Below are 19,430 nucleotides of genomic sequence, written 5' to 3'. Positions count from 1 at the left end.
CCCCCGGCCCGCAGCAGCCATCTGGCGGCGATGATCGAACCCGGGATCGAATGGCGCGTCAGCGATCGCCTCGTGCCTTACGACGAGGCCTTGGGGGAAATGGAGGCGCGCGCGGCCTCGGTCCGTGTCGGGGAGGCGCGCGAACTGGTCTGGCTGCTCGAACACCCACCCCTGTTCACGGCCGGGACAAGCGCCGACCCGGTCGAGCTCATCAATCCGCTCGGCTTCCCGGTTCATGAAGCGGGGCGCGGGGGACGCTACACCTATCATGGGCCTGGCCAGCGGGTCGGCTATCTCGTCCTCGATCTCGAGAAGCGCGGCAAGGACATCCGCTGTTTCGTCCATGCGCTGGAGGGATGGATGATTGCCGCGCTAAGCCGGCTGGGGGTCGAGGCGCGGCGAGAAGCGGGACGGATCGGCATCTGGACGGGCAAAGGTCCCGACGAAGCCAAGATCGGTGCAATTGGCGTGCGCGTGAAGCGCTGGGTGACGATGCACGGCTTTTCGATCAACGTCTCGCCGGACCTCGCACACTTTGGCGGAATCGTTCCCTGCGGCATCTCGGAATATGGGGTTACCAGCCTCCAAACGCTTGGCCTCGAACCCTCCATGAAACTGGTAGACGCCGCTTTGGAGCAGGAATTTCCTGCGTTTCTCAATAACTTAACAGGCATTTCAGAAGGCGCTTGAGGCGCGGGGTTCCCCCGACTATTGTGCGCGCGATTTGCGACTAAGGGGTTTCCCCCAAGGGCAAGTCTAATAATCAAGGGAGTTTTAAATGCGTGCTCTGATCCTGGTCGCTGGTGCGGCCCTGGCGGTTTCGGCTTGCAGCAGCAACGAAGCCGCTGAAAACACGATGAACGTCGACGAGACCCTCACCACTGAGAACGTCGTCGCCAATGACACCACCGCGATCGATGCTTCGACCGCGATGGACGCGAACATGACCATGGACGCGAACACCGTTGACGCGAACGCGACTGTCGACGCGAACACGACCAACGCGATGTAATCGCGCGCAGGCCGCCTTTCGCGGCCTGCACGGTTAGGAAAGGGTCGCCGGATTTTCCGGCGGCCCTTTTTCTATTTCAGCCCGACAACCTTGTGCGCCTGGAGCGACAGCCGCCAGCGCGGACGTTCCATCGCCAGCGCGATGGCGGCGTCATGGCTTGCCTCGCGCTCGGCGCAGTCCATCGGCTGGACGAGGAAATGGCCGAAATCCCACTCCTCGAGCGCCGCCGGCTCGATACCGGCTTGTGGCCAGACCAGCTTCAGCTCGTCGCCGCATCGCTGGACCACATCTGTGCCGGCCTTGGGACTGATGCACAGCCAGTCGATCCCCGCCGTCGCCGGCAGCGTGCCATTGCTCTCCACCGCGATTCTGAAGCCCTGCGCGTGCAGCGCCTCAACCAGATCCACATCCAGTTGGAGCATCGGCTCACCGCCGGTGATCACCACGAGGCGCCGCTCCGTCCCTTCGCCCCAAAGCGCGGCGACATGCGACGCCAATGTGGCAGCGTCGGCGAACTTGCCGCCGCCCGGCCCGTCGGTGCCGACAAAGTCGGTATCGCAGAAATTGCACTGGGCGCTCGCCCGGTCCTGTTCGCGGCCGCTCCACAGGTTGCAGCCGGCAAAGCGCAGGAACACCGCACGGCTGCCAGCCTGCACACCTTCTCCCTGCAAGGTCAGAAAAGCTTCCTTGACGGCGTAGCTCATGACGCCACCGCGTAGCGGGTGGGATCGGGCAACTGTGCTTCCTCGAAACCCTTGGCGCGCAGGCGGCAGGCATCGCAAAGCCCGCACGCGCCGCCGTCGCTCGCCGGGTCGTAGCAGCTATGGCTCAATCCGGCGTCGAGTCCGAGCCGCGCGGCCTCGCGCGCGATGTCGGCCTTGCTCATCTCCTGCAGCGGCGCATGAACAGTAAAGCCATGACCCTCGACCCCCGCCCTAGTCGCCTTGTTGGCAAGCGCTTCAAAGGCCGCGATGAAGTCGGGACGGCAATCGGGATAGCCGGAATAATCGAGCGCATTGACGCCGACAAACAGGTCGTGCGCGCCCGCCGCCTCGGCCCAGGCCAGTGCAAGGCTCAGGAACACGGTGTTGCGCGCGGGAACGTATGTGACCGGAATGCCCTCGCCGACACCATCCTTGGGCACCGCGACATCGCTGGTCAGCGCGGATCCGCCAAAGGCGGTGAGGTCGAGCGGCAGGATGATATGTTCGTCTGCCAGCAGGCCCGCGATCCGGCGCGCCGCCTCCAGCTCCACCCGGTGGCGCTGGTTATAGTCAATCGTAAGAGCCAACACCCGATAGCCCGCCTCGCGGGCCAGCGCCGAGCAGACCATCGAATCCAGGCCCCCGGACAGGAGCACCACCGCCAAAGGGCGTTTGTCGGCATGATTTTTCATCGTGCGCGCCATCTAGGGGCGGCGGACCGAAAAAAACAGGGGCCGCACATGGCGGCCCCGAGTTGCGGACCCTGGGCCCGACAGGGAGGAAAGCGTGTCGAAGAAGGACACGATTCGTCCCTAGCCCCATTATGGTTAAAGCTGGCTTAACGACCCGGACAATTTCCGATGCGGCGGGCATGTAGCTGGTAATGGAACGGCAGATTGCCGGAAATGCCCTGAGTTTCGATCCTCAGCGAGCGCGGGGTCAGCATCGTGACGCGCGATTGACCGAAGCCGCCTTCTGCGCAGCTGTAGCGGATTACCGCCTCACTGCCCTGGTCGCGGACGATCTCCTGCGTGCAGCGATTGTTGCGATGTTCAAATTGGGCAAGCATTTGCGGTGACGGTACGCAAACGCGGTTCGCCCCGCTACCGTTCGCGTTCTGGCTGACTTCCCACAAGCCGCCTGCAGCCGGCGCCAGCGCGCGGGGCACCGCAGCCGCGGCCAGGAAGGACGCAGACAAGGCAAAAATGCCGATCGAGACGATTCGCACCGGGTGACGCATGATTAGCGTTTACCACGAAACTCTTAACCGAAAGCAACTTTTCTGCATATTTCACGCTGCCGCAGCGTCGATCGGGAAGCTGGTGGCGCAAAAGGCGCAGTCGACCCGGATCAGGCCGTCGTCGCCGACCATCTCGGCCCGTTCCTCGGGCGGAAAGCGGGCGATCACCGAGGCGATATAGTCGGCGCTGCAGCGGCAGCCTTTGGCCAGTCGCACCGGATCGAGCGTCCGCACTTCCTCCTCCTCGTGAAGAAGGCGCCAGACCAAATCGTCGAGCGGCAAGGCGCGATCGGTCAACTCGTCCGGCCGGACCGAGCCGACCAGCGTCGCGACGTGCGGCCATTCGGGATGGTCGAGCCTGGTATGAAGCCGCTCGCGCCCTTCCTCGCCTTCGGGAAGATGCTGGAACATCAGGCCGCCCGCGACCCACCCCTCTTCGTCCTTCCGGACGGCGAGGCGTACGATCGACGGAATCTGTTCCGACTGGGCGAAATAGCTCTGTGCCGCCTCACCCAGCCCTTCGCCTTCCAGCGGGACGATGCCCTGGTAGCGCTGGCTGGTCGCCGGCTGGTCGAAGGTGATCGCAAGATAGCCCTTACCGAACAGCGAGAAGAGGCTGGGGTGCGGGCCGGCCTCGGCCAGGCGCAGTGGATCGTGGCGCACATAGCCGCGCAGTTCGCCGCCCTGATAGTCGCACACCAGAAGGTCGACGATCCCGTTTTCGGTCTGCGCCTGGATGGTCAGCTGGCCGCCCGGATCCTTGAGCAATGAGCCAAGCAGCGCGGTAAGCACCAACGCCTCGGCCAGCAGATTCTCGATCACCGGCGGATATTGATGGTTGGCGAGGATGCGGTCGAGCGTCGGCCCGATCCTCGCAGCCCGCCCACGGGCGTGACGCGACGGTACGGTCACGCCTAGCGCGACGTCGCTGTAGAGAGGAATGGAAGTCATCGCCGCGCCAGATGGGCGTTCGATCGGCGAATTGCAAACTCAGCCGGGAGAGGCTGCCGAGCCCGCCAGCAGTCCACCGTCGATGTCGAATTCCGACCCGGTAATGTAAGGGGCCTCGTCCGATGCCAGGAACAGGCACAGCGCCGCCACTTCCTCAACCGTGCCGAAGCGGCGCAGCGGGGTGTCGGCAACCATCGCTGCCATCCGCTCCTCGCGGCCTGGCCCTTCGCCAATCATGGCGTCCCAGATCGGCGTCAGTATTGCTGCCGGGTGGACCGAGTTGCAGCGGACTTTGAGACCCTGCTGCGCGCAATAAAGCGCCACCGACTTGCTGTGGTTGCGGATCGCGGCCTTGGACGAAGCATAGGCTGCGGCCCCCGGAATGCCGACCAGGCCCGAGCGGGACGAGATGTTGATGATCGACCCGGTGCCCGTCGCGCGCATGGTCCGGATCGCCTGGCGGCAACCGAGGAAGGTGCCGTCGAGGTTGACCCGATGAACCCGGTGCCAATCGTTAAGCGACGCATGTTCCGGATCGTGCGGTCCGGGATTATCCTCGAAGCCGGTGATGCCGGCGTTGTTGACGAGGATATCGATCCTGCCGTCGCGGTCGACTAGCTGAGCCATCACCCGGTCCCAGTCGGCCTCCTCCCGCACATCCAGCGCCGCCGCCCGCGCCGCGCCGCCAATCGACTCGGCGACCTGCCGCGCACCTTCTTCGTTGATGTCGGTCACCCAAAGGGTTGCGCCTTCGGCGGCGAAGGCGCGCGCGATGCCTTCGCCGATGCCTTGCGCCGCGCCGGTGATCAGCGCGATCTTTCCTTCAAGCCTGCTCACCGTCCTTGGCCCTCCAGCTCAGAACTTGCCTAGGCACCACATTAGCAGCGCCTTTTGCGCGTGCAGCCGGTTCTCAGCTTCGTCCCACACCGCCGACTGCGGCCCGTCGATAACCGCTGCAGTCACTTCCTCGCCGCGATGTGCGGGCAGGCAGTGGAGGAACGTCGCGTCAGGCGAGGCGCGAGCCATCATCGCCTCGTCGACCTGGAAGGGAGCGAAGGCGAGAGCCCGGGATTCGCCTTCATCCTGTCCCATCGACAGCCAGGTATCGGTCACCACAACCTCGGCACCGTCGATCGCCTCGGCGGGATCCGCGGTGAAATGGATCTGACCATGCGCCGCGGCCATCGCGCGCATCGCGGGGTCGGGACCAAAGCCATCGGGGGTTGCCACCGCCAGGCTGAACTTCATCAGCGCCGCCGCTTCGATCAGCGAGTGGCAGACATTGTTGCCATCGCCAAGCCAGGCCCAGCGCGTGCCGGCGAGCCGCGACCGGGCCTCTATCACCGTCTGCATGTCGGCGAGAAGCTGGCAAGGATGCGAAAAGTCGGTGAGGCCGTTGATCACCGGGACGCTCGCGTGGTGCGCCAGTTCCTCAGCCTTGTGATGATGATCGGTGCGGATCATGATTGCGTCGGCGAACCGGGACAGGACGCGCGCGGTGTCGGCAACCGTTTCGCCACGGCCAAGCTGGGAAGACCCGCCGTCGAGGATGATCGAGCTTCCGCCAAGCTGGCGAACGGCAAGGTCGAAGCTGACCCGTGTGCGGGTCGAATTCTTTTCGAAGATCATCGCCAGTACGAAGCCGTCGAGCGGGCGGTCCTCGTCGACCTTGCCCTTCGGCCAGCCCGCGCGGCGCGCCTTGCGCTCCATCGCTTCGCCGAGGATGGCGGCAATCGCCTCGCCCCCCGCATCGGCGAGGTTGAGGAAATGCCTCATGCAGTCTCCGGCACGTCATAGGTGCCGGCTGCCGCGGAAAGCCCCTCGACGAATTCGGCAATGTTGGCCTCGTCGATCACCAGCGGCGGCAGGACACGCACCACATTGTCGCCAGCGGCGACGGTCAGGATACCCTTGGTGCGCAGATAGGCGACGAACGCCCGGCTGTCGGTCTTCATCTTGATTCCCAGCATCAGGCCCAGTCCGCGAACGCCTTCGAAGACCTTGTCGTGGTTGGGAATCATCTGTTCCAACGCGGCGCGCAGGCGCTCGCCCATGGTCCGGACCCGGGTGAGGAATTCCTCATTGGCGACGACGTCGAAAACGGCCTGGCCAGCGGCCATGGCGAACGGATTGCCGCCATAAGTAGACCCGTGGGTGCCGATCACCATTCCCGCGGCGGCCTTTTCGGTTGCCAGGCAGGCGCCCATCGGGAACCCGCCGCCGATGCCCTTGGCCGACGCCACGATGTCGGGCTCGATCCCATAATGTTCATAGGCGTAGAGCTTGCCGGTGCGCGCAACCCCGCACTGCACTTCATCCAGTACGAGCATCAGGTCATGTTCGTCACAGGCCTTGCGCAGCCCGACAATGAAATCCTTCGAGGCCGGGCGGATGCCGCCCTCCCCCTGGACCGGTTCGACCAGGAAACCAGCAGTATTTTCATCGATCGCGCCCAACGCCGCATCGAGATTGTCGAACTCGACGACCTTGAAGCCTTCGAGCAGCGGGGCGAAGCCGTCGCGAAGCTTGGCCTGGTCGGTCGCGCTGATCGTCGCCATCGTCCGGCCGTGAAAAGCGTTGGTGAAGGTGATCAGCACATTCTTGTGCGGGTTGCCTTTGGCATGGTGATAACGGCGCGCCGTCTTGATCGCGCATTCGACCGCCTCGGCGCCCGAATTGGTGAAGAAAACCGTGTCGGCAAAGGTAAGATCGACCAGCCGCTGCGCGAATTTCTCGCCCTGCGGGCTGCCGTAGAGGTTGGACACGTGGATCAGCGTTTCGGCCTGCTTTTGCAGCGCTTGGGTCAGGTGCGGATGGCCATGGCCCAGCAGGTTGACCGCGATGCCGCTGGCAAAATCCAGATACTTCTCGCCCTGTTCGCCATAAAGGTAGATCCCTTCCCCCCGCACCGGCCGCACGTCGCAACGCGGATAGACGGGCATGAGCGGGGTGATGGCCATGGGGGCTCCTTTGTCAGGGTCGGTAAAGGCAAAAGGCGACCCTGTGGGACCGCCGCGGCAAGCCTATAGCTATGGCACCAAACAAACAAAAGGGGCGGACCCGATAGACCGGGCCCGCCCCTCCATTTTTACGCATTACCCGGGCCGATGGCCCAAAAGATTAGTCGCGGCGGTCCCAACGACCGTCATGGTCGCGGCCGCGATCATCTTCGTAACGATCGTGGCGGCCGTCGCGGTCGCGGTCGCTCCAGCCCTGGTTGTAGCCGTAGCGGCGCCCGTCCCGGAATTCGCGGGCAATCCGATACTCGAGCCGCTGGATTCGGCGGTCGATGTGATAGGCTTCCTGCGGATGAAGCCCGCCACGAGCGGCCCAATGCAGCCGACGCTCGATCTCTCGCGATTCCATACGCAGACGATAGGCGTCGCGGTCGCTGATGCGATGGTAGCGATCCAGGCGATTGATCTGGCGCTGAAGCTGGTCGACCCGAACCTGGAGGCGACGGACCTGACCATAGTTGGCGTGGTGGTAGCCATAGGCGTAACCCTGCGGCTGCGGGGGAGCCCATTGGGCAGCGGCCGGGACCGCGGCGGTGAGGGCAGTTGCCGCAACAGCGGCCGAAATAAGAAACTTACGCATCGTTGGCACTCCTTCGTGCGGTTGATGCCCTGTTTCTAGGCGGCTGCGAGTGTTGCGAGGCTGAACGTGACCGTTATCCGCCGTTCACCGACCTTAATGGCTTAAGTCGCTGAAACCCCTCAATTCTTGATTTTCCACCCGCTTTTAAGGAGCGCGTAGCAGGCACCGAACAGTACCAGATTGAGCACCGCCAGCCCGATTCCGCCGACGAGCAGCGGCGAATCGGCTTCGCCAAGGAAGCCGTGGCGGAATCCGGAGATCACATAGAAGAAGGGATTGGCGTGGCTGATGGCCTGGAAGGCGGGCGACAGTTGGTCAACCGCGTAAAAGGTGCCGCTAAGCAGCGACAGGGGTGCGACCACGAAATTGGTCACGGCGGCGGCATGGTCGAATTTTTCTGCCCAGATCGAGGTCAGCAGGCCGAGGAAGGCCAGAAGCAGCGACCCCATCAGGCCGAACCAAAGGGCCGACAGGGGATGGGACAGGCTGACATGAACGCCAGGCCACAGGCTCATCACCAGCCAGACTGCCAGGCCGACCAGGAAAGCGCGTGTCACCGCTGCCCCCACCAGCCCGGCGATCAACTCCCCGACCGACAGGGGAGGCATCAGATAATCGACGATGGTGCCCTGGATCTTGCCGACCAGCAGGCTGAAGCTCGAATTGGCAAAACTGTTTTGGATCATAGCCATCACGATAAGGCCGGGTGCGATAAAATCGGCAAAGGGCACGCCCAGAACCGTCCGGCCTTCGCGCCCCAGCGCGATGGTGAAGATGACCAAATAAAGCAGGGTCGTCACCGCCGGCGCCCAGACGGTTTGCGTCTGCACCTTGAAGAAGCGACGCACCTCCTTGATATAGAGGGTCGAAAGGCCGCCCCAATTGACGCCTTCGAGGCTGGGCTTGCCGGGTTCGCTTCGAACCCATGATGGAGTCTGGTCGTTCACGCGACAATCGCCTATCGGCTGCGGCGTCCCTGCACAACGGGGCCGAGCCAAATGATGGAGTTTTGAGATTCAATGAGCTGGACCGACGAGCGCATCGACCGCCTTAAGGCCATGTGGGCCGAAGGCGCGACCGCCAGCCAGATCGCCGAGGATCTCGGCGGAGTCAGCCGCAATGCGGTAATCGGCAAGGCCCACCGCCTCGGCCTCGAATCGCGTCCATCGCCGGTGAAGGCCGGCGAAGAAAAAGCGAAAAAGGCACCCAAGGCCACCGCCAAGGCGCACAAGCCTGCCCCTCCGCCAAAGGCGGCTGCGGCAAAGCCAGCGGCCACGCCCGCCCCTTGGGACGATGCCGACGATTCGGAGACCGCTTCCAAGGCGGCCGCGACGCCCGCTCCTGCATCGCCGGCTCCGGCACCGCAGCGGGCCAAGGAGGGGTCCACGATACAGTATCGCTCGGTCGGCCCGGGCGGCTTCATCCGGCAGGGACCCGGCGATACGCAGGCTCCGATCCCGCCAGCGCCGCCGCGCCGACTGGTTCCGGCGAAGCCAAGCCCCGAAGTTGCCGACAAGACGTCGCTGCTCGACCTCAACGATCGCGTCTGTCGCTGGCCGATGGGGCATCCGGGCGAACCGGACTTCCATTTCTGCGGTCAGGCCGCCAATCCCGGCTACCCCTATTGCGTGGCGCATTGCGGCGTGGCCTATCAGGCGCAACTCCCCCGGCGCGACCGTCGCCCGCCGCCCCCGCTGCCATTCGGCGGCCCGCGGGTCCGCTAAGCCAAGTTAGCAGGGCTTGGCGTCTCTTTACACGAGCAAGCTTGTGTTCGGTGCCGCGCTCAATAACCCATCAGCGCGAGCACTTCCTTGCGGCTGCGCTCGTCCTCGCGGAACACGCCCATCATCCGGCTGGTGGTCATCATCACGCCGGGCGTCCGCACCCCGCGCGCGGTCATGCAGGCGTGGCTGGCTTCGATCACCACCGCCACGCCCTTGGGGTTCAGATGGTCCCAGATACAGTCCGCGACCTGGGCAGTCAGGCGCTCCTGCACCTGAAGCCGCCGGGCATAGCCGTGCAGCACCCGGGCCAGCTTGCTGATCCCGACAACCTTGTCACCCGGCAGATAAGCGATCGCCGCCTTACCGATGATCGGCGCGAGATGATGTTCGCAATGGCTGTGGAACGGGATATCACGCAGCAGGATGATCTCGTCATATCCGCCGACCTCGTCAAAGGTCCTACTCAAATGGAGCGACGGGTCATCGGCATAGCCAGCTCCATATTCCTTCCACGCCCGCGCCACGCGTCCCGGCGTATCGAGCAGTCCTTCACGGTCCGGATCGTCACCGGTCCAGCGGATCAAGGTCCGGACAGCGTCCGCGACCTCGTCGGGAATGACAAGGTCGGGCGGGGAACCGATCAGGTCGCCGTCGTCAGGACTGCAACTACCCATTGCCAAGCTCCCTCATCATATCGTCGGCGACCGCCGCAGCCTGCACCCTGATATCAGGGACGGCGGTGATCTCCCAAAATTTTCCCTTGGCCATTGGCCCGATCGCCCAGGCACGTGGCGCAGCGGTGACACGCGAATAGGCATCGACTTCGACCGCGATCCCGAGCGGGTCGGGCCGGGCAAGTCCGGCATCGAACAGGCTATTGGTCACGCCATCGGCGCTGCGCCGAATGTCGCCCAGCGGACCGGTGCAATTGACCGCCATTGCCGCGTGGATGGTTTCCTGCGTGCCGCGGCGCCTGGCAATGATGGCCGTCAATCGGCCGCCTTCCTCGCGAAGCGCGGTGAGGCGCCCCGCCCCGATTTCTAGCCGTCCCCCTTCGATCATCATCTCGATCCGAGACGCGACCTGCGGCGCGATCCGGTGACGATGCACGTCCCACCACGGGCGGGCATGGCGCAGGAACCGACGCTGTTCGCTGGTCGAGAACGTCTGCCAGACCGTCTGGCTGTGCGGTCGAAGCGAATCCACCGCAGCCCGCCAGCCGACCGCCGTGCTGCGCGCCCGCAACCAGCGGGATAGCGCCAGGATGCTTCCGCCGGGCACCTCTTCAAGCTCTAGCGGGGCGGGCTCAAACGCCTGATGCGCGCGCGGAATCAGCCCGCGCCGCGACAGGGCGACCATCTTTCCGCCAAAGCCGAGCCGGTCGAGGCTTAACGCGACATCGACCATCGTCAGACCGGTCCCGACCAGCAGCAGCGGCCCGGCGCTTGCCGCGGCTTTCCCAATCGCTTCCCGGCCAGCCTCGCTCCAAGGATCGGCGACGAACATCGCCTCGGGCAGGCCCTTGGCCACGGCGAGCGACGGCGGCGGGGCATTGCCTTGGGCCAACGCTAGCGCCCGCCCCTCGACACTGCGTCCGTCATCCAGGGCCAGGCGCCATTGTCCGCCGGTCCATTCAACCGAGGTCGCGGTTGCATCGATAAGCTTCGCGCCGCTGCGCTCAAGCTGCTGGGCCAGATAGGCGCCATAGCGGCGGCGCGGCACGAAATCGGTCGGTGCATAGCCTTCGCCCGCGAGGACTTCGGCAAAATCCTCGAGCCCTTCGCCGGCGCCCATCTTCGCCGCCGGCACGTTCAGCAAATGGGCTTCATCCTCGGTCGAATAGGCCGTTCCCCGCCCGGCGCGTCCGCTACCTTCGACGATTGTCGCCGACAGCCCGCGACGCGCCAGCTGGGCAGCCAGCGCGGTCCCCGAAAAGCCCCCGCCAACGATAAGGACGTCGGCGGGAAGGCCGCACTCAGATTTCATAATCGGGCCATGCGTTGGGATTGGCCGCCCCGGCCTTGCGCTTCACCATATGGTCGTGAAGGCTGATCACCGTCCGCCCCGCCGTTTCGGTGAACAGCGCCGGCACCAGAGCGTGGATGATGCAGGCCAGCCCCGCGCCCACCAACTTCGCACCGATCAGCACAGCTCCCACGCCATGTTCCGCCCAGCTCATGCCAAGCGATCGCGGATGGTCCCGGAACAGGCGCGCGAACATGGAGTCGATCCTTCTTGGCAAGTCGATGGTGGCCCCGACAGGATTCGAACCTGTGACCTTCGGTTTAGGAAACCGCTGCTCTATCCTGCTGAGCTACGGGGCCGTTCGGGCTTCCCTTAGGTGGCAGCGTCGGCCGAATCAATTCGTGGCCGACCGATCTTCCGGCGATGGGCAAGAACCGGGATCCGCGCCCTCACCTCGCCAACCTTGGCAAGGTCGATCCGGACGAAGGCGAGCCCCGGTTCGTCGCCCATTTCCATCACCAGTTCGCCCCACGGATCGGCGACCAGCGAATGACCATAGGTCTCGCGCCCGTCTTCGTGCCGCCCCGCCTGCGCCGCGGCGACGATGAACAGTTCGGACTCGATCGCCCGCGCGCGCAGCAGCACCTCCCAATGCGCCTTGCCGGTTGGAACGGTAAAGGCCGCGGGCAAGGCGATTACCTGCGCGCCTGCTTCGCTCAACCGGGCGAACAGCGCCGGGAAGCGCAGGTCGTAACAGATGGCGAGTCCCAGCATGCCCAATGGCGTATCGGGCACCACCACGGTTTCCTGTCCAGCCTCATACATCGCCGATTCGCGCCAGCTTTCGCCGGTCGGCAGGTCGACATCGAACAGGTGAATCTTGTCATAGCGTGCGCGAATTGCGCCGCGGTCATCGATGACGAAGCCGCGATTGACCAGCTTGTCGCCCTCGCCCTTCAGCGCCAGTGATCCAAGGTGAACCCACATCCCCGCGTCGGCCGCGGCCCTGCGAACCGCTGCAAGCACCGGGTCGTCCGCTTCGGTCCGCGCATTGCCGCGTGCCCGGTCGCGGTCGCGGTCGAGCATCCCTGACATTTCCGGGGTGAATAGCATCGCCGCGCCGCCGGCCCCGGCTTCGCGTACCGCGGCAACCAGCCGTGCGGCATTGGCTGCTGGGTCGATCCCGCTTTGCGCCTGGTAGAGCGCGATCAGCACGTCACTCACGCGGCGAGAGCTTCGTCGAGCTTGCCCATCTGCTCAAGCTCCATCACATCGTCGCAGCCCCCGACATGACGGCCGTTTATGAAAATCTGCGGAACCGTCGTGCGCCCACCCGATCTCTCCACCATTTTCGCCTTTTCCGGGCCACCGAAATCGACTGCGATCTCCTTGAACGGGATCCGCTTGATCTCGAACAGCTTCTTCGCCCGGATGCAGTAAGGGCAGGTCATTTTTGTATAAATCTCAACTTCGGCCAACAAGCTCTCCATCCCAACGCATTTCGGCAGGTTTCTTAACGCATCAACTGGCCCGGACGAACCACCCTTGCCCAACAAATCAATTCGGCCTGGCGCGCACCGGCGCGCTGGAGCGCTCGGCCGCAGGCCTCGGCGGTGCTACTGCTGGCCAGGACATCGTCCACATTGGAGAGGCCGGCGCAGCGCGGCGACAGAGCGAAGTCAAGAATGATCTTGCCTGCACCGGCAAGGCTGCGTGTGGCCCATTGCTGCATCGACCCCCTTGTTACGCGGCCCGGTCCGCCGCACAAGCCGCCACCGTGACCAAGGAGTTGTTCGACAGGCGGCTGCGCCAATTGCGCCGCGACCGCGCCGCCCGGCAGGGACCTGCCCTGTTCCTTCAAGAACGGGCCTTCGCCGAATGTCTCGACCGTCTGCGCGACGTCGCCCGCAATTTTGACCAGGCGCTGCTGCTCGGTTGTCCGGCACCGGACTGGCGCGACCGCCTTGGCGCCGTCGCGGCGAGAGTGACCGTCGCCGACCCGGGACCGGCCTTTGCGGCAAGGGCCGGCGGGACCATTGTCGAGGAGGACCGGACGGATTTCGGGGAAGGCCGGTTCGACCTCATCGTTGCGGTTGGGACGCTCGACACCGTCAACAACCTCCCCGCCGCCCTGATGCTGCTGGGCCGCGCGCTCAAGCCCGGCGGACTGCTGATCGGCGCAATGGCCGGCGGCGACAGCCTGCCGGCGCTTCGCGCCGCGCTGATCGAAAGCGGTCGGGCCGACGGGCGGATCGTCGCGCGGACCCATCCGCGGATCAACGCCGCGCAGCTTGCCGGTCTTCTGACCGCGGCGGGTTTGAGCCTTCCGGTGGTCGATATCGACAGGGTGTCTATTCGCTACGCGACGCTCGACGCCTTGGCCCATGATTTGCGGGCGATGGGCGCGACATCGGTTCTTCACGAACCCCGGCACAGCTTGACCAAATCTACCTGGAAATTCGCCGCTGACGCCTTTGCTGCCATGCGGGGATCCGGAAAAACGTCGGAACAAGTGGAAATATTGCATTTCCTCGGCTGGGCCGAACAATCGACGCTAGCGGCAGGTTAACCGGTTTCGCCCAATGATTTCTTAATCGTTTCGCCCCTAGATAGAGTTCGTGGACCAAGACCAGAGGAGGGTGGCGTGCTCGCTATCCGTAAGCTGTGTCGCATGCTTCGCTCGGACAAGCGCGGCGCGACTGCGATTGAATATGGCCTGATCGCCGCCCTGATTTGTGTCGCCGTCATTGGCGGGATGAAATCGTTGGGCGGTGGATCCAACGGCATGTGGGGCAAGCTGGACTCCAAGGTCGACAACGCGATGTAATCCTAGGAGCGTCGCGTTCCGTAGACGACCAGCTTGACCTTCTGACCCGGCAGCAACTGGCTGTTCGGGGCAAGGCCGTTGATGGCAATGAACCGTTCCTGCTGAAAATTGCGATACGCCATACGGCTGGCGAGCGACTGCACCGTGTCGCCGCGCTGCACCGTTACGACGTCGATTACCCGCGGCCGTATCGCCGCAGCCTGCCCAGGCGTGATCCGCCGAAGCGAGCTGAACATCGAGGCGAACGGCTGGACTCCTTGGCCCGCGCGGGTCAGCGTGACGAAGTGATAGGCGGTGTTAGCGTCCCACCGGTAAGCAAACACCCCGACATCGACCCCGCCGCCGGATGTATTGGCGCGGCCTACTACATAGGTCGCGGGAATCCCGTTGACGCTGGTCTGCTGCATGGGCCCCAGGGCAATTTGGGTGCGTCCGCCGGTCAGGCCGCGCAGCACCTCCGCAATATAATTCTCCATCGAGCCGGTGTAGCGGCCACCGGAAAATTGCGCTTGTCCGCCTGATCCCTGGATGGTTACCGCGCGCGTCCCGTTCTGCATCAAGAAACCGGTCGGCACCATGAACTGCAGGCGAAGGTCGGGATGGGTAAAGCTTCGGCCGTCGATGATACCCTGTTCGGGATCGTCGTCGACCGTGATCCCGTCGATCTGAGCCAGGAACCCGTCGCGGTTGCGGATGCCGGTACCGGCCCGTCCGGTCTGACGCGCAAGCTGGCCCGCTTGGGCAACGCGGTTTTCGCTTAACGGGTGAGTGCTTGCCCATTCCGGCGTCGAGCGGTTAGAGCCGCCCTGAATGCGCGCTTCGAGCGCTGCAGAACGGGTGAGTTGCGCAAGCATCGTCGCGCTTGCATTGGCGTCATAGCCCGCGCTGGCGATGTAACGGATACCCAGCGCGTCGGCCTGATACTCCTGGTCGCGCGTGAAACTGAGCAGCCGCATCTTGGAAAATTGCTGGGCGCTCTGGGAGATCAGGTTTCCGAAGGCATTGTTGCCGACCACGGCCCCGAGGATTGATCCGAGCACGCCGAGGATGCTGTTGTTGGCAGTCGCCGACCGCCGCGCCTGGGCGTGATTGGCGGCGATATGGCCGGTTTCATGGCCCATGACGAACGCCAGTTCGGCCTCGTCGTTCATGATGCTCATCAGCTGTCGGGTGATGTAGACGTAGCCGCCCGGCACCGCGAACGCATTTTCGACGGCGCTGTTGAGGACGGTAAAGCGATAGACCTGGCCGGCGTTCGCGGTGCCCGAATAAGCCGCGACCCTGCGCCCAACGCCCTCCGCATAAGTCGCGCGCGGTCCGGTCAGCGCGCCACCGAATTCCGCGACCACTTCGGGATGCTGCTTTTGAGCTTCGGCGACTTCACGCGGATTGAGATAGGTTGCGCGCTGCTGCTGCGGAACCTGGGCGGTGGCCGGCACGATTGCGACCGCGGTCGCTGCCAGCAGGGCAAAAGTTTTACGCATAGCTGTACTCCGTCACATCGCGGCTTTCCCGCCACTGAACGGAGTATCCGGCGGGAAGGTTCCGAGCGCTGGAGGGCTTCAGCCGATCGCCAGGAACTTGGCGCGGCGCTGTTCCAACACCTTGGCCCGGTCGAGCTTGGCGAGCCCGTCCAACTCCTCAATGATCGCCGCCTTGAGGCTGCCGATCGCTTCGGCGGGGGCACGGTGCGCGCCGCCCAAGGGCTCGGCAACGACCCGATCGACCACTCCGAGCGCCTGGAGGTCACTTGCGGTTACCCGCATAGCTTCGGCGGCATCCGCCGCCTTGTCTGCGGTGCGCCACAGGATCGAGGCGCAGCCCTCCGGTGAAATCACCGAATAGACGGCATGTTCGAACATCAGCACCCGGTTAGCGGCGGCAATGGCCACCGCGCCGCCCGAACCGCCTTCGCCAACCACGGCGGCGATCATCGGCACTCCCAGCGCCAGGCATTGCTCGGTCGATCGGGCGATGGCTTCTGCCTGCCCGCGTTCTTCGGCCTGCACGCCCGGAAAGGCACCCGATGTGTCGACCAGGCTGATCACCGGCAGGTCGAAACGGTCAGCAAGCTGCATCAGGCGGATCGCCTTGCGATAGCCTTCTGGCTTGGCCATGCCGAAATTATGCTTGAGTCGGCTGGCCGTGTCGTCGCCCTTTTCATGGCCGATGATCAACACCTTGCGGCCATCGATGCGGGCAAGTCCGCCGACGATCGCGGGATCGTCCGCGAAGGCGCGATCGCCCGCAAGCGGCATGAAGTCTTCGGTAAGTCCGGCGACATAATGTTTGAAATGCGGCCGCTCCGGGTGACGGGCGACCTGCGTCTTCTGCCAGGGCGTCAGCTTTGCGTAGGTTTCACGAAGCAGCTTGGACGACTTGGCCTCAAGCTTGGAAACCTCGGACTCGATATCGATTTCCCCCGCCGTGGCGGTGTCGCGCAATTCATTGATTCGCGCGTCGAGGGCGGCGATCGGCTTTTCAAATTCAAGATAGCTAAGCATTGGCGGCGCGGGGTAAGCGGCGCGGGCGCTTCCGTCAACGCTCGGCAGTGCGCTTGGCGGTTGCCAGCGGGTGCCGGCTGTTGACCAACTCGACCAGTCGCGCCGCATCAACATGCGTGTAGATTTGCGTGGTCGCGATATCGGCATGGCCGAGCAGCGACTGGAGCACGCGCAAATCGGCTCCGCCGGCGAGCAGATGCGTCGCAAAGGCATGGCGAAGAACGTGCGGGCTGACCCGGTCGGGCGCGATCCCTGCCAGTCCGGCCATCGCCCGGACCAGCTGGAACAGGCGAACCCGGCTCAGGTGGCTCTTGCCGCTTGGAAACAGCCAGTTGGAACCTGCCGGAACATGCGGCAGCCAGCGCTGCACCGCCTCTGCAGCGCACACTGATACCGGCACCAGCCGTTCCTTGCCGCCCTTGCCGCTCAGCATCATGAAGGGTTGGCCGGGGCGGATCGCCCGGCGCGGCAGCGACACCAGTTCGGTCGCCCGCAAACCCGAACCATAAAGCAGTTCCAGCAGCGCAAGGTTGCGGATCGCAAGCGGCTCGTCGCTCGCCGCCCGCTCCTCGATCAGGGCGAACATCGCTTCGACCTCATGCGCATCGAGAATTCGCGGCAGAGGCCGCTGCAAGCTCGGCTTGGGCAAGGCAGAGGACGGGTCGTCGGACCGCAGCCCTTCATCGAACAGGAAGCCGTAAAATCGCCGAAGCGCCGCACTGCGCCGGGCGACGGTAGAAGCGGCCAGGTCCGTCCAGGCAGCGCCAAGACCGGACAGTTCGGCCTTACCCGCCGCCTCCAGCGATCCAACCGTTTCCGACGCTGCGGCCAGATCGCGGCGATAGGCGAGCAATGTGTTGCGAGAGGCGCCGGCCTCGGCGGCGAGCATGTCGCAGAAGCGGTCGACCAGCGCGCGGTCGCGTTCGGTCACGTGCGCGCAAGCGCCTCCGCCGCGACCATCCGGGCCAGATATTCATGCCCGGTCCGCTTCAGGGCGTTGACCGCGTGGAAAATGTAGACCGGCCCGACGCGGTCGAACTGCCGTCCCTGCAGCGCGCTCGCCGCCAGCAGGATCGACGTCCCGCCCTGCCGGCGTCGCATTGCGCCGTCGATCATCCGCGTCCAGCCGGTCTCGCTGCCCAGGCCAAGCCGATATTCGCGGCTCAACCGACCCGCAGTCGCTGCGTCGATCCGACCCAGCCCGGCAAGCGCGGCCACTAGCAACGCGGTGCGCTGGCGGTTCGCGCTGCCGTCACGATCGGCGAAATCCCCGATTCGCCCCGCACTGATCTCGACACCGGCCGAATCCGGCGCGCCCAATGCCAGCATCGCCCAGACGGCGTCGGCGGACTGGTCGTCCATATCGGGCACCGTTGCCGCCCAGCGCGCCGCCTCCCGGTCGAAGCCGCCAGCAAGCAGCGAAGCGACAAGGTCCGGGGCGTCCGACTGGAGGTCGGCGTTGGGCGCGATCTTGCGCGCCGGCCGCGAAACCAGCACTTGGCTGGCATAGCGATCGAGCGGAGAGCTGCTGTTGCCCCACAATTGGCGCATCGCCGCCATCCGGTCGTCCAGTGTCCGCCCGACGAAGCTCAGCCGCACCTGCCATGCATCGCTTTCGCCCAGCGCATCGGGGTCGGTCGCGTCATAGGCGGCCGCATAAAGGTCCATCAGCGCTTCGCTGGAAAAAACGCCTAGGCCGGCGGCGAACCGCGCCGAGGGAATCCGGGCGCTGGCAGGGAACATCGGCGCCCGCGCCAGCCAGGCGCGGGTCCGGGGCGTGGCCGAATTTACCAGCCTTTCGGGCGGCATCAGCGCGGTTGCGGTGGACAGGCCATAGCGCCAGCTGTTGAGCTGTTCGACCGGTTCCCATTCGATGGTCACCGCGCGCGCGGTCTCGGCCCCAGCGCCAACCACCTTGTCGGCCAGCGCCAGGTCGATGGCTCCGACCCGGCCCCGCCGCCGCGCCGCCTCAATGTCCGCGGCCGCCCGTTCCGCTTCCCCCGACAGGGAGGCGCAGATCGCGGTGACCAGCCCGGCAACCCGGGGTTCGACACGCGACAAACCTTCCTCCAGCGGGCACATTGCCGAGGGATCGCTGCTTGCCAGCGCCGCCTGGAGGGCGACCTGCTGCATCTTCGGCGTAAAGCGGTCGGTATCGACGCTGGCTACGAGCAGCCGGGCGGCATCGGCCTCGCCCATGCGCAGCAACAGCCAGGCCCGCTCGGCGGCCCAGTCCACCGGATTGACGTCGTTCGGCGCGGGCACCCGCGCCAGCAACAGGCTGCGAAGGCCGATATGCGCCCAGCGCGATGCGAGCGGCGTTTCCATCCGCCGCATCAGGATTTGCAGGGCCTTGCCGCTTGCAGATCCCCATGGCCGGTCGCTCAGACCGATCGCCGCAGGTTCGAGGGTTCCCGACATCCGCGGATCGCGGCGGGTCCGATATTCGACCTGCTTGACCACTGGTTGGCTGAGAAGTTCTTCCATCGGCGACAGGCTTTCGACTGTCTCGACCTCGGATTCGCCGCTGCTCGGCGATGCGGGACGGCTTGCCGTTGCGGTAGCAACCGAATTGCTATTTTCGGGGGGCGGTGACGGGGACTGCGCCTCCCCGAAACCGGGCGGCAGGATCGATTCCGGCCGGTCCTGGGCAATCGCGGGAATCGCCAGCGCAATCGCTAGCGCCGCGGTTCCGATCAGCGCCTTGTCAGCCCGCCGCATTGGCCGTGACATCGCCTTCGATGGTCTGCACCGGCACTTCGTCCGCGCCGCTCGAGAGAAGGAACAGCCCGCCAACCAGCAGGATGGTCACCAACAGCAGGAAAATCAGACCTCGAGACATCGGCGCTCCAATAGGCAGTTTTCGGGAATGCGAAAGGCTTTTGCCCGACCAAGCGGGCGTATGT

The 19,430-nt window shown here is 65.0% G+C and carries 25 protein-coding genes and 1 tRNA gene; 5 read left to right on the top strand and 21 right to left on the bottom strand.

The genetic code is table 11. The features are described from left to right. The first annotated feature begins 30 nt into the window (after positions 1-30). Together lipB and FMM02_RS09375 are read left to right on the top strand one after the other, a co-directional pair. A complete protein-coding gene (gene lipB, locus FMM02_RS09380; protein WP_147494590.1) occupies positions 31-690 on the top strand; it encodes a lipoyl(octanoyl) transferase LipB in 660 nt (219 codons plus the stop codon). Between the two features lie 88 nt (positions 691-778). Further along, entirely contained in the window at positions 779-1,012 is a 234-nt protein-coding gene (locus FMM02_RS09375) for a hypothetical protein (RefSeq protein ID WP_147494589.1), read from the top strand. 71 nt (positions 1,013-1,083) lie between these two features. On the opposite strand, the gene queE is transcribed toward FMM02_RS09375, so the two are convergent. The 9 genes from queE to FMM02_RS09330 form a co-directional block, all read right to left on the bottom strand. Further along, positions 1,084-1,716, bottom strand: coding sequence for a 7-carboxy-7-deazaguanine synthase (gene queE / locus FMM02_RS09370; RefSeq protein ID WP_147494588.1), 633 nt, complete (start codon positions 1,714-1,716; stop codon positions 1,084-1,086). Beyond that, positions 1,713-2,408: a 7-cyano-7-deazaguanine synthase QueC gene (gene queC / locus FMM02_RS09365; protein WP_147494587.1), complete on the bottom strand. Its 696-nt coding sequence runs from the start codon at positions 2,406-2,408 to the stop codon at positions 1,713-1,715. The genes queE and queC overlap by 4 nt, the downstream gene beginning before the upstream one ends. 146 nt (positions 2,409-2,554) lie before the next feature. Next, positions 2,555-2,956: a DUF3617 domain-containing protein gene (locus FMM02_RS09360; RefSeq protein ID WP_147494586.1), complete on the bottom strand. Its 402-nt coding sequence runs from the start codon at positions 2,954-2,956 to the stop codon at positions 2,555-2,557. 51 nt (positions 2,957-3,007) lie between these two features. Then, positions 3,008-3,907 carry an Hsp33 family molecular chaperone HslO gene (gene hslO, locus FMM02_RS09355; RefSeq protein WP_147494585.1) on the bottom strand — a complete coding sequence of 300 codons (900 nt, stop codon included), beginning with the start codon at positions 3,905-3,907 and terminating at the stop codon, positions 3,008-3,010. 39 nt (positions 3,908-3,946) lie between these two features. Beyond that, entirely contained in the window at positions 3,947-4,744 is a 798-nt protein-coding gene (locus FMM02_RS09350) for an SDR family NAD(P)-dependent oxidoreductase (RefSeq protein WP_147494584.1), read from the bottom strand. A gap of 18 nt (positions 4,745-4,762) precedes the next feature. Continuing rightward, complete coding sequence (argF, locus tag FMM02_RS09345) at positions 4,763-5,683, bottom strand: ornithine carbamoyltransferase (RefSeq protein WP_147494583.1); 921 nt, start codon at positions 5,681-5,683, stop codon at positions 4,763-4,765. Continuing rightward, complete coding sequence (locus FMM02_RS09340) at positions 5,680-6,867, bottom strand: aspartate aminotransferase family protein (protein WP_147494582.1); 1,188 nt, start codon at positions 6,865-6,867, stop codon at positions 5,680-5,682. The genes argF and FMM02_RS09340 overlap by 4 nt, the downstream gene beginning before the upstream one ends. 160 nt (positions 6,868-7,027) lie before the next feature. Continuing rightward, complete coding sequence (locus tag FMM02_RS09335; RefSeq protein ID WP_147494581.1) at positions 7,028-7,504, bottom strand: hypothetical protein; 477 nt, start codon at positions 7,502-7,504, stop codon at positions 7,028-7,030. A 119-nt stretch (positions 7,505-7,623) separates the two neighbouring features. Then, complete coding sequence (locus FMM02_RS09330) at positions 7,624-8,451, bottom strand: ABC transporter permease (RefSeq protein ID WP_147494580.1); 828 nt, start codon at positions 8,449-8,451, stop codon at positions 7,624-7,626. A 72-nt stretch (positions 8,452-8,523) separates the two neighbouring features. On the opposite strand from FMM02_RS09330, the gene FMM02_RS09325 reads away from it, so the two are divergent. Then, complete coding sequence (locus FMM02_RS09325; RefSeq protein WP_147494579.1) at positions 8,524-9,228, top strand: GcrA family cell cycle regulator; 705 nt, start codon at positions 8,524-8,526, stop codon at positions 9,226-9,228. 59 nt (positions 9,229-9,287) lie between these two features. Here the strand turns inward: FMM02_RS09325 and folE are convergent, their stop codons facing one another. From folE to FMM02_RS11225, 7 genes are all read right to left on the bottom strand, one after another. Next, entirely contained in the window at positions 9,288-9,902 is a 615-nt protein-coding gene (gene folE, locus FMM02_RS09320) for a GTP cyclohydrolase I FolE (RefSeq protein WP_147494578.1), read from the bottom strand. After that, a complete protein-coding gene (locus FMM02_RS09315; RefSeq protein WP_147494577.1) occupies positions 9,895-11,214 on the bottom strand; it encodes an FAD/NAD(P)-binding protein in 1,320 nt (439 codons plus the stop codon). The genes folE and FMM02_RS09315 overlap by 8 nt, the downstream gene beginning before the upstream one ends. Further along, complete coding sequence (locus FMM02_RS09310; RefSeq protein ID WP_147494576.1) at positions 11,204-11,449, bottom strand: DUF6356 family protein; 246 nt, start codon at positions 11,447-11,449, stop codon at positions 11,204-11,206. Before FMM02_RS09310 ends, FMM02_RS09315 begins: the two co-directional genes overlap by 11 nt. A gap of 26 nt (positions 11,450-11,475) precedes the next feature. Further along, positions 11,476-11,552, bottom strand: a tRNA-Arg gene (locus FMM02_RS09305). Positions 11,553-11,565: 13 nt separating this feature from the next. After that, on the bottom strand, positions 11,566-12,408 hold the full coding sequence (locus FMM02_RS09300) for a carbon-nitrogen hydrolase family protein (protein WP_147495054.1): 843 nt from the start codon (positions 12,406-12,408) through the stop codon (positions 11,566-11,568). A gap of 5 nt (positions 12,409-12,413) precedes the next feature. After that, the gene (gene grxC / locus FMM02_RS09295; RefSeq protein ID WP_147494575.1) at positions 12,414-12,671 is read right to left on the bottom strand and encodes a glutaredoxin 3; all 258 of its coding nucleotides are present in this window, start codon (positions 12,669-12,671) and stop codon (positions 12,414-12,416) included. 35 nt (positions 12,672-12,706) lie between these two features. Continuing rightward, complete coding sequence (locus FMM02_RS11225; protein ID WP_187107754.1) at positions 12,707-12,925, bottom strand: hypothetical protein; 219 nt, start codon at positions 12,923-12,925, stop codon at positions 12,707-12,709. Positions 12,926-12,970: 45 nt separating this feature from the next. Here FMM02_RS11225 and FMM02_RS09290 point away from each other — a divergent pair, with 45 nt between their 5' ends. Both FMM02_RS09290 and FMM02_RS09285 read left to right on the top strand, forming a co-directional pair. Then, entirely contained in the window at positions 12,971-13,762 is a 792-nt protein-coding gene (locus tag FMM02_RS09290) for a methyltransferase domain-containing protein (RefSeq protein ID WP_187107753.1), read from the top strand. A gap of 75 nt (positions 13,763-13,837) precedes the next feature. After that, positions 13,838-14,020: a Flp family type IVb pilin gene (locus FMM02_RS09285; RefSeq protein ID WP_425473616.1), complete on the top strand. Its 183-nt coding sequence runs from the start codon at positions 13,838-13,840 to the stop codon at positions 14,018-14,020. A gap of 2 nt (positions 14,021-14,022) precedes the next feature. On the opposite strand, the gene FMM02_RS09280 is transcribed toward FMM02_RS09285, so the two are convergent. From FMM02_RS09280 to FMM02_RS11465, 5 genes are all read right to left on the bottom strand, one after another. Beyond that, positions 14,023-15,504 (bottom strand): M48 family metalloprotease, encoded by a 1,482-nt coding sequence (locus FMM02_RS09280; RefSeq protein ID WP_147494573.1) that lies wholly within the window; start codon positions 15,502-15,504, stop codon positions 14,023-14,025. A gap of 78 nt (positions 15,505-15,582) precedes the next feature. Further along, complete coding sequence (locus FMM02_RS09275) at positions 15,583-16,524, bottom strand: acetyl-CoA carboxylase carboxyltransferase subunit alpha (RefSeq protein WP_147494572.1); 942 nt, start codon at positions 16,522-16,524, stop codon at positions 15,583-15,585. Positions 16,525-16,558: 34 nt separating this feature from the next. Beyond that, positions 16,559-17,413 (bottom strand): tyrosine-type recombinase/integrase, encoded by an 855-nt coding sequence (locus tag FMM02_RS09270; protein WP_246104866.1) that lies wholly within the window; start codon positions 17,411-17,413, stop codon positions 16,559-16,561. A 38-nt stretch (positions 17,414-17,451) separates the two neighbouring features. Then, the gene (locus tag FMM02_RS09265) at positions 17,452-19,245 is read right to left on the bottom strand and encodes a hypothetical protein (protein WP_147494570.1); all 1,794 of its coding nucleotides are present in this window, start codon (positions 19,243-19,245) and stop codon (positions 17,452-17,454) included. Beyond that, the gene (locus tag FMM02_RS11465) at positions 19,232-19,366 is read right to left on the bottom strand and encodes a hypothetical protein (protein ID WP_281288862.1); all 135 of its coding nucleotides are present in this window, start codon (positions 19,364-19,366) and stop codon (positions 19,232-19,234) included. The genes FMM02_RS09265 and FMM02_RS11465 overlap by 14 nt, the downstream gene beginning before the upstream one ends. Between the last annotated feature and the right edge of the window lie 64 nt (positions 19,367-19,430).

Source organism: Sphingomonas xanthus (genome assembly GCF_007998985.1).
Classification (GTDB): domain Bacteria; phylum Pseudomonadota; class Alphaproteobacteria; order Sphingomonadales; family Sphingomonadaceae; genus Sphingomicrobium; species Sphingomicrobium xanthum.
This window is presented reverse-complemented; position numbering and strand designations above follow the sequence as displayed.

Coding starts and splice junctions, on each gene's coding strand:
- lipB (WP_147494590.1), top strand. CDS start 31: ATGATCGAACCCGGGATCGAATGGCGCGTCAGCGATCGCCTCGTGCCT.
- FMM02_RS09375 (WP_147494589.1), top strand. CDS start 779: ATGCGTGCTCTGATCCTGGTCGCTGGTGCGGCCCTGGCGGTTTCGGCT.
- queE (WP_147494588.1), bottom strand. CDS start 1,716: ATGAGCTACGCCGTCAAGGAAGCTTTTCTGACCTTGCAGGGAGAAGGT.
- queC (WP_147494587.1), bottom strand. CDS start 2,408: ATGAAAAATCATGCCGACAAACGCCCTTTGGCGGTGGTGCTCCTGTCC.
- FMM02_RS09360 (WP_147494586.1), bottom strand. CDS start 2,956: ATGCGTCACCCGGTGCGAATCGTCTCGATCGGCATTTTTGCCTTGTCT.
- hslO (WP_147494585.1), bottom strand. CDS start 3,907: ATGACTTCCATTCCTCTCTACAGCGACGTCGCGCTAGGCGTGACCGTA.
- argF (WP_147494583.1), bottom strand. CDS start 5,683: ATGAGGCATTTCCTCAACCTCGCCGATGCGGGGGGCGAGGCGATTGCC.
- FMM02_RS09340 (WP_147494582.1), bottom strand. CDS start 6,867: ATGGCCATCACCCCGCTCATGCCCGTCTATCCGCGTTGCGACGTGCGG.
- FMM02_RS09335 (WP_147494581.1), bottom strand. CDS start 7,504: ATGCGTAAGTTTCTTATTTCGGCCGCTGTTGCGGCAACTGCCCTCACC.
- FMM02_RS09325 (WP_147494579.1), top strand. CDS start 8,524: ATGAGCTGGACCGACGAGCGCATCGACCGCCTTAAGGCCATGTGGGCC.
- folE (WP_147494578.1), bottom strand. CDS start 9,902: ATGGGTAGTTGCAGTCCTGACGACGGCGACCTGATCGGTTCCCCGCCC.
- FMM02_RS09315 (WP_147494577.1), bottom strand. CDS start 11,214: ATGAAATCTGAGTGCGGCCTTCCCGCCGACGTCCTTATCGTTGGCGGG.
- FMM02_RS09310 (WP_147494576.1), bottom strand. CDS start 11,449: ATGTTCGCGCGCCTGTTCCGGGACCATCCGCGATCGCTTGGCATGAGC.
- FMM02_RS11225 (WP_187107754.1), bottom strand. CDS start 12,925: ATGCAGCAATGGGCCACACGCAGCCTTGCCGGTGCAGGCAAGATCATT.
- FMM02_RS09280 (WP_147494573.1), bottom strand. CDS start 15,504: ATGCGTAAAACTTTTGCCCTGCTGGCAGCGACCGCGGTCGCAATCGTG.
- FMM02_RS09275 (WP_147494572.1), bottom strand. CDS start 16,524: ATGCTTAGCTATCTTGAATTTGAAAAGCCGATCGCCGCCCTCGACGCG.
- FMM02_RS09270 (WP_246104866.1), bottom strand. CDS start 17,413: ATGCTCGCCGCCGAGGCCGGCGCCTCTCGCAACACATTGCTCGCCTAT.
- FMM02_RS09265 (WP_147494570.1), bottom strand. CDS start 19,245: ATGCGGCGGGCTGACAAGGCGCTGATCGGAACCGCGGCGCTAGCGATT.
- FMM02_RS11465 (WP_281288862.1), bottom strand. CDS start 19,366: ATGTCTCGAGGTCTGATTTTCCTGCTGTTGGTGACCATCCTGCTGGTT.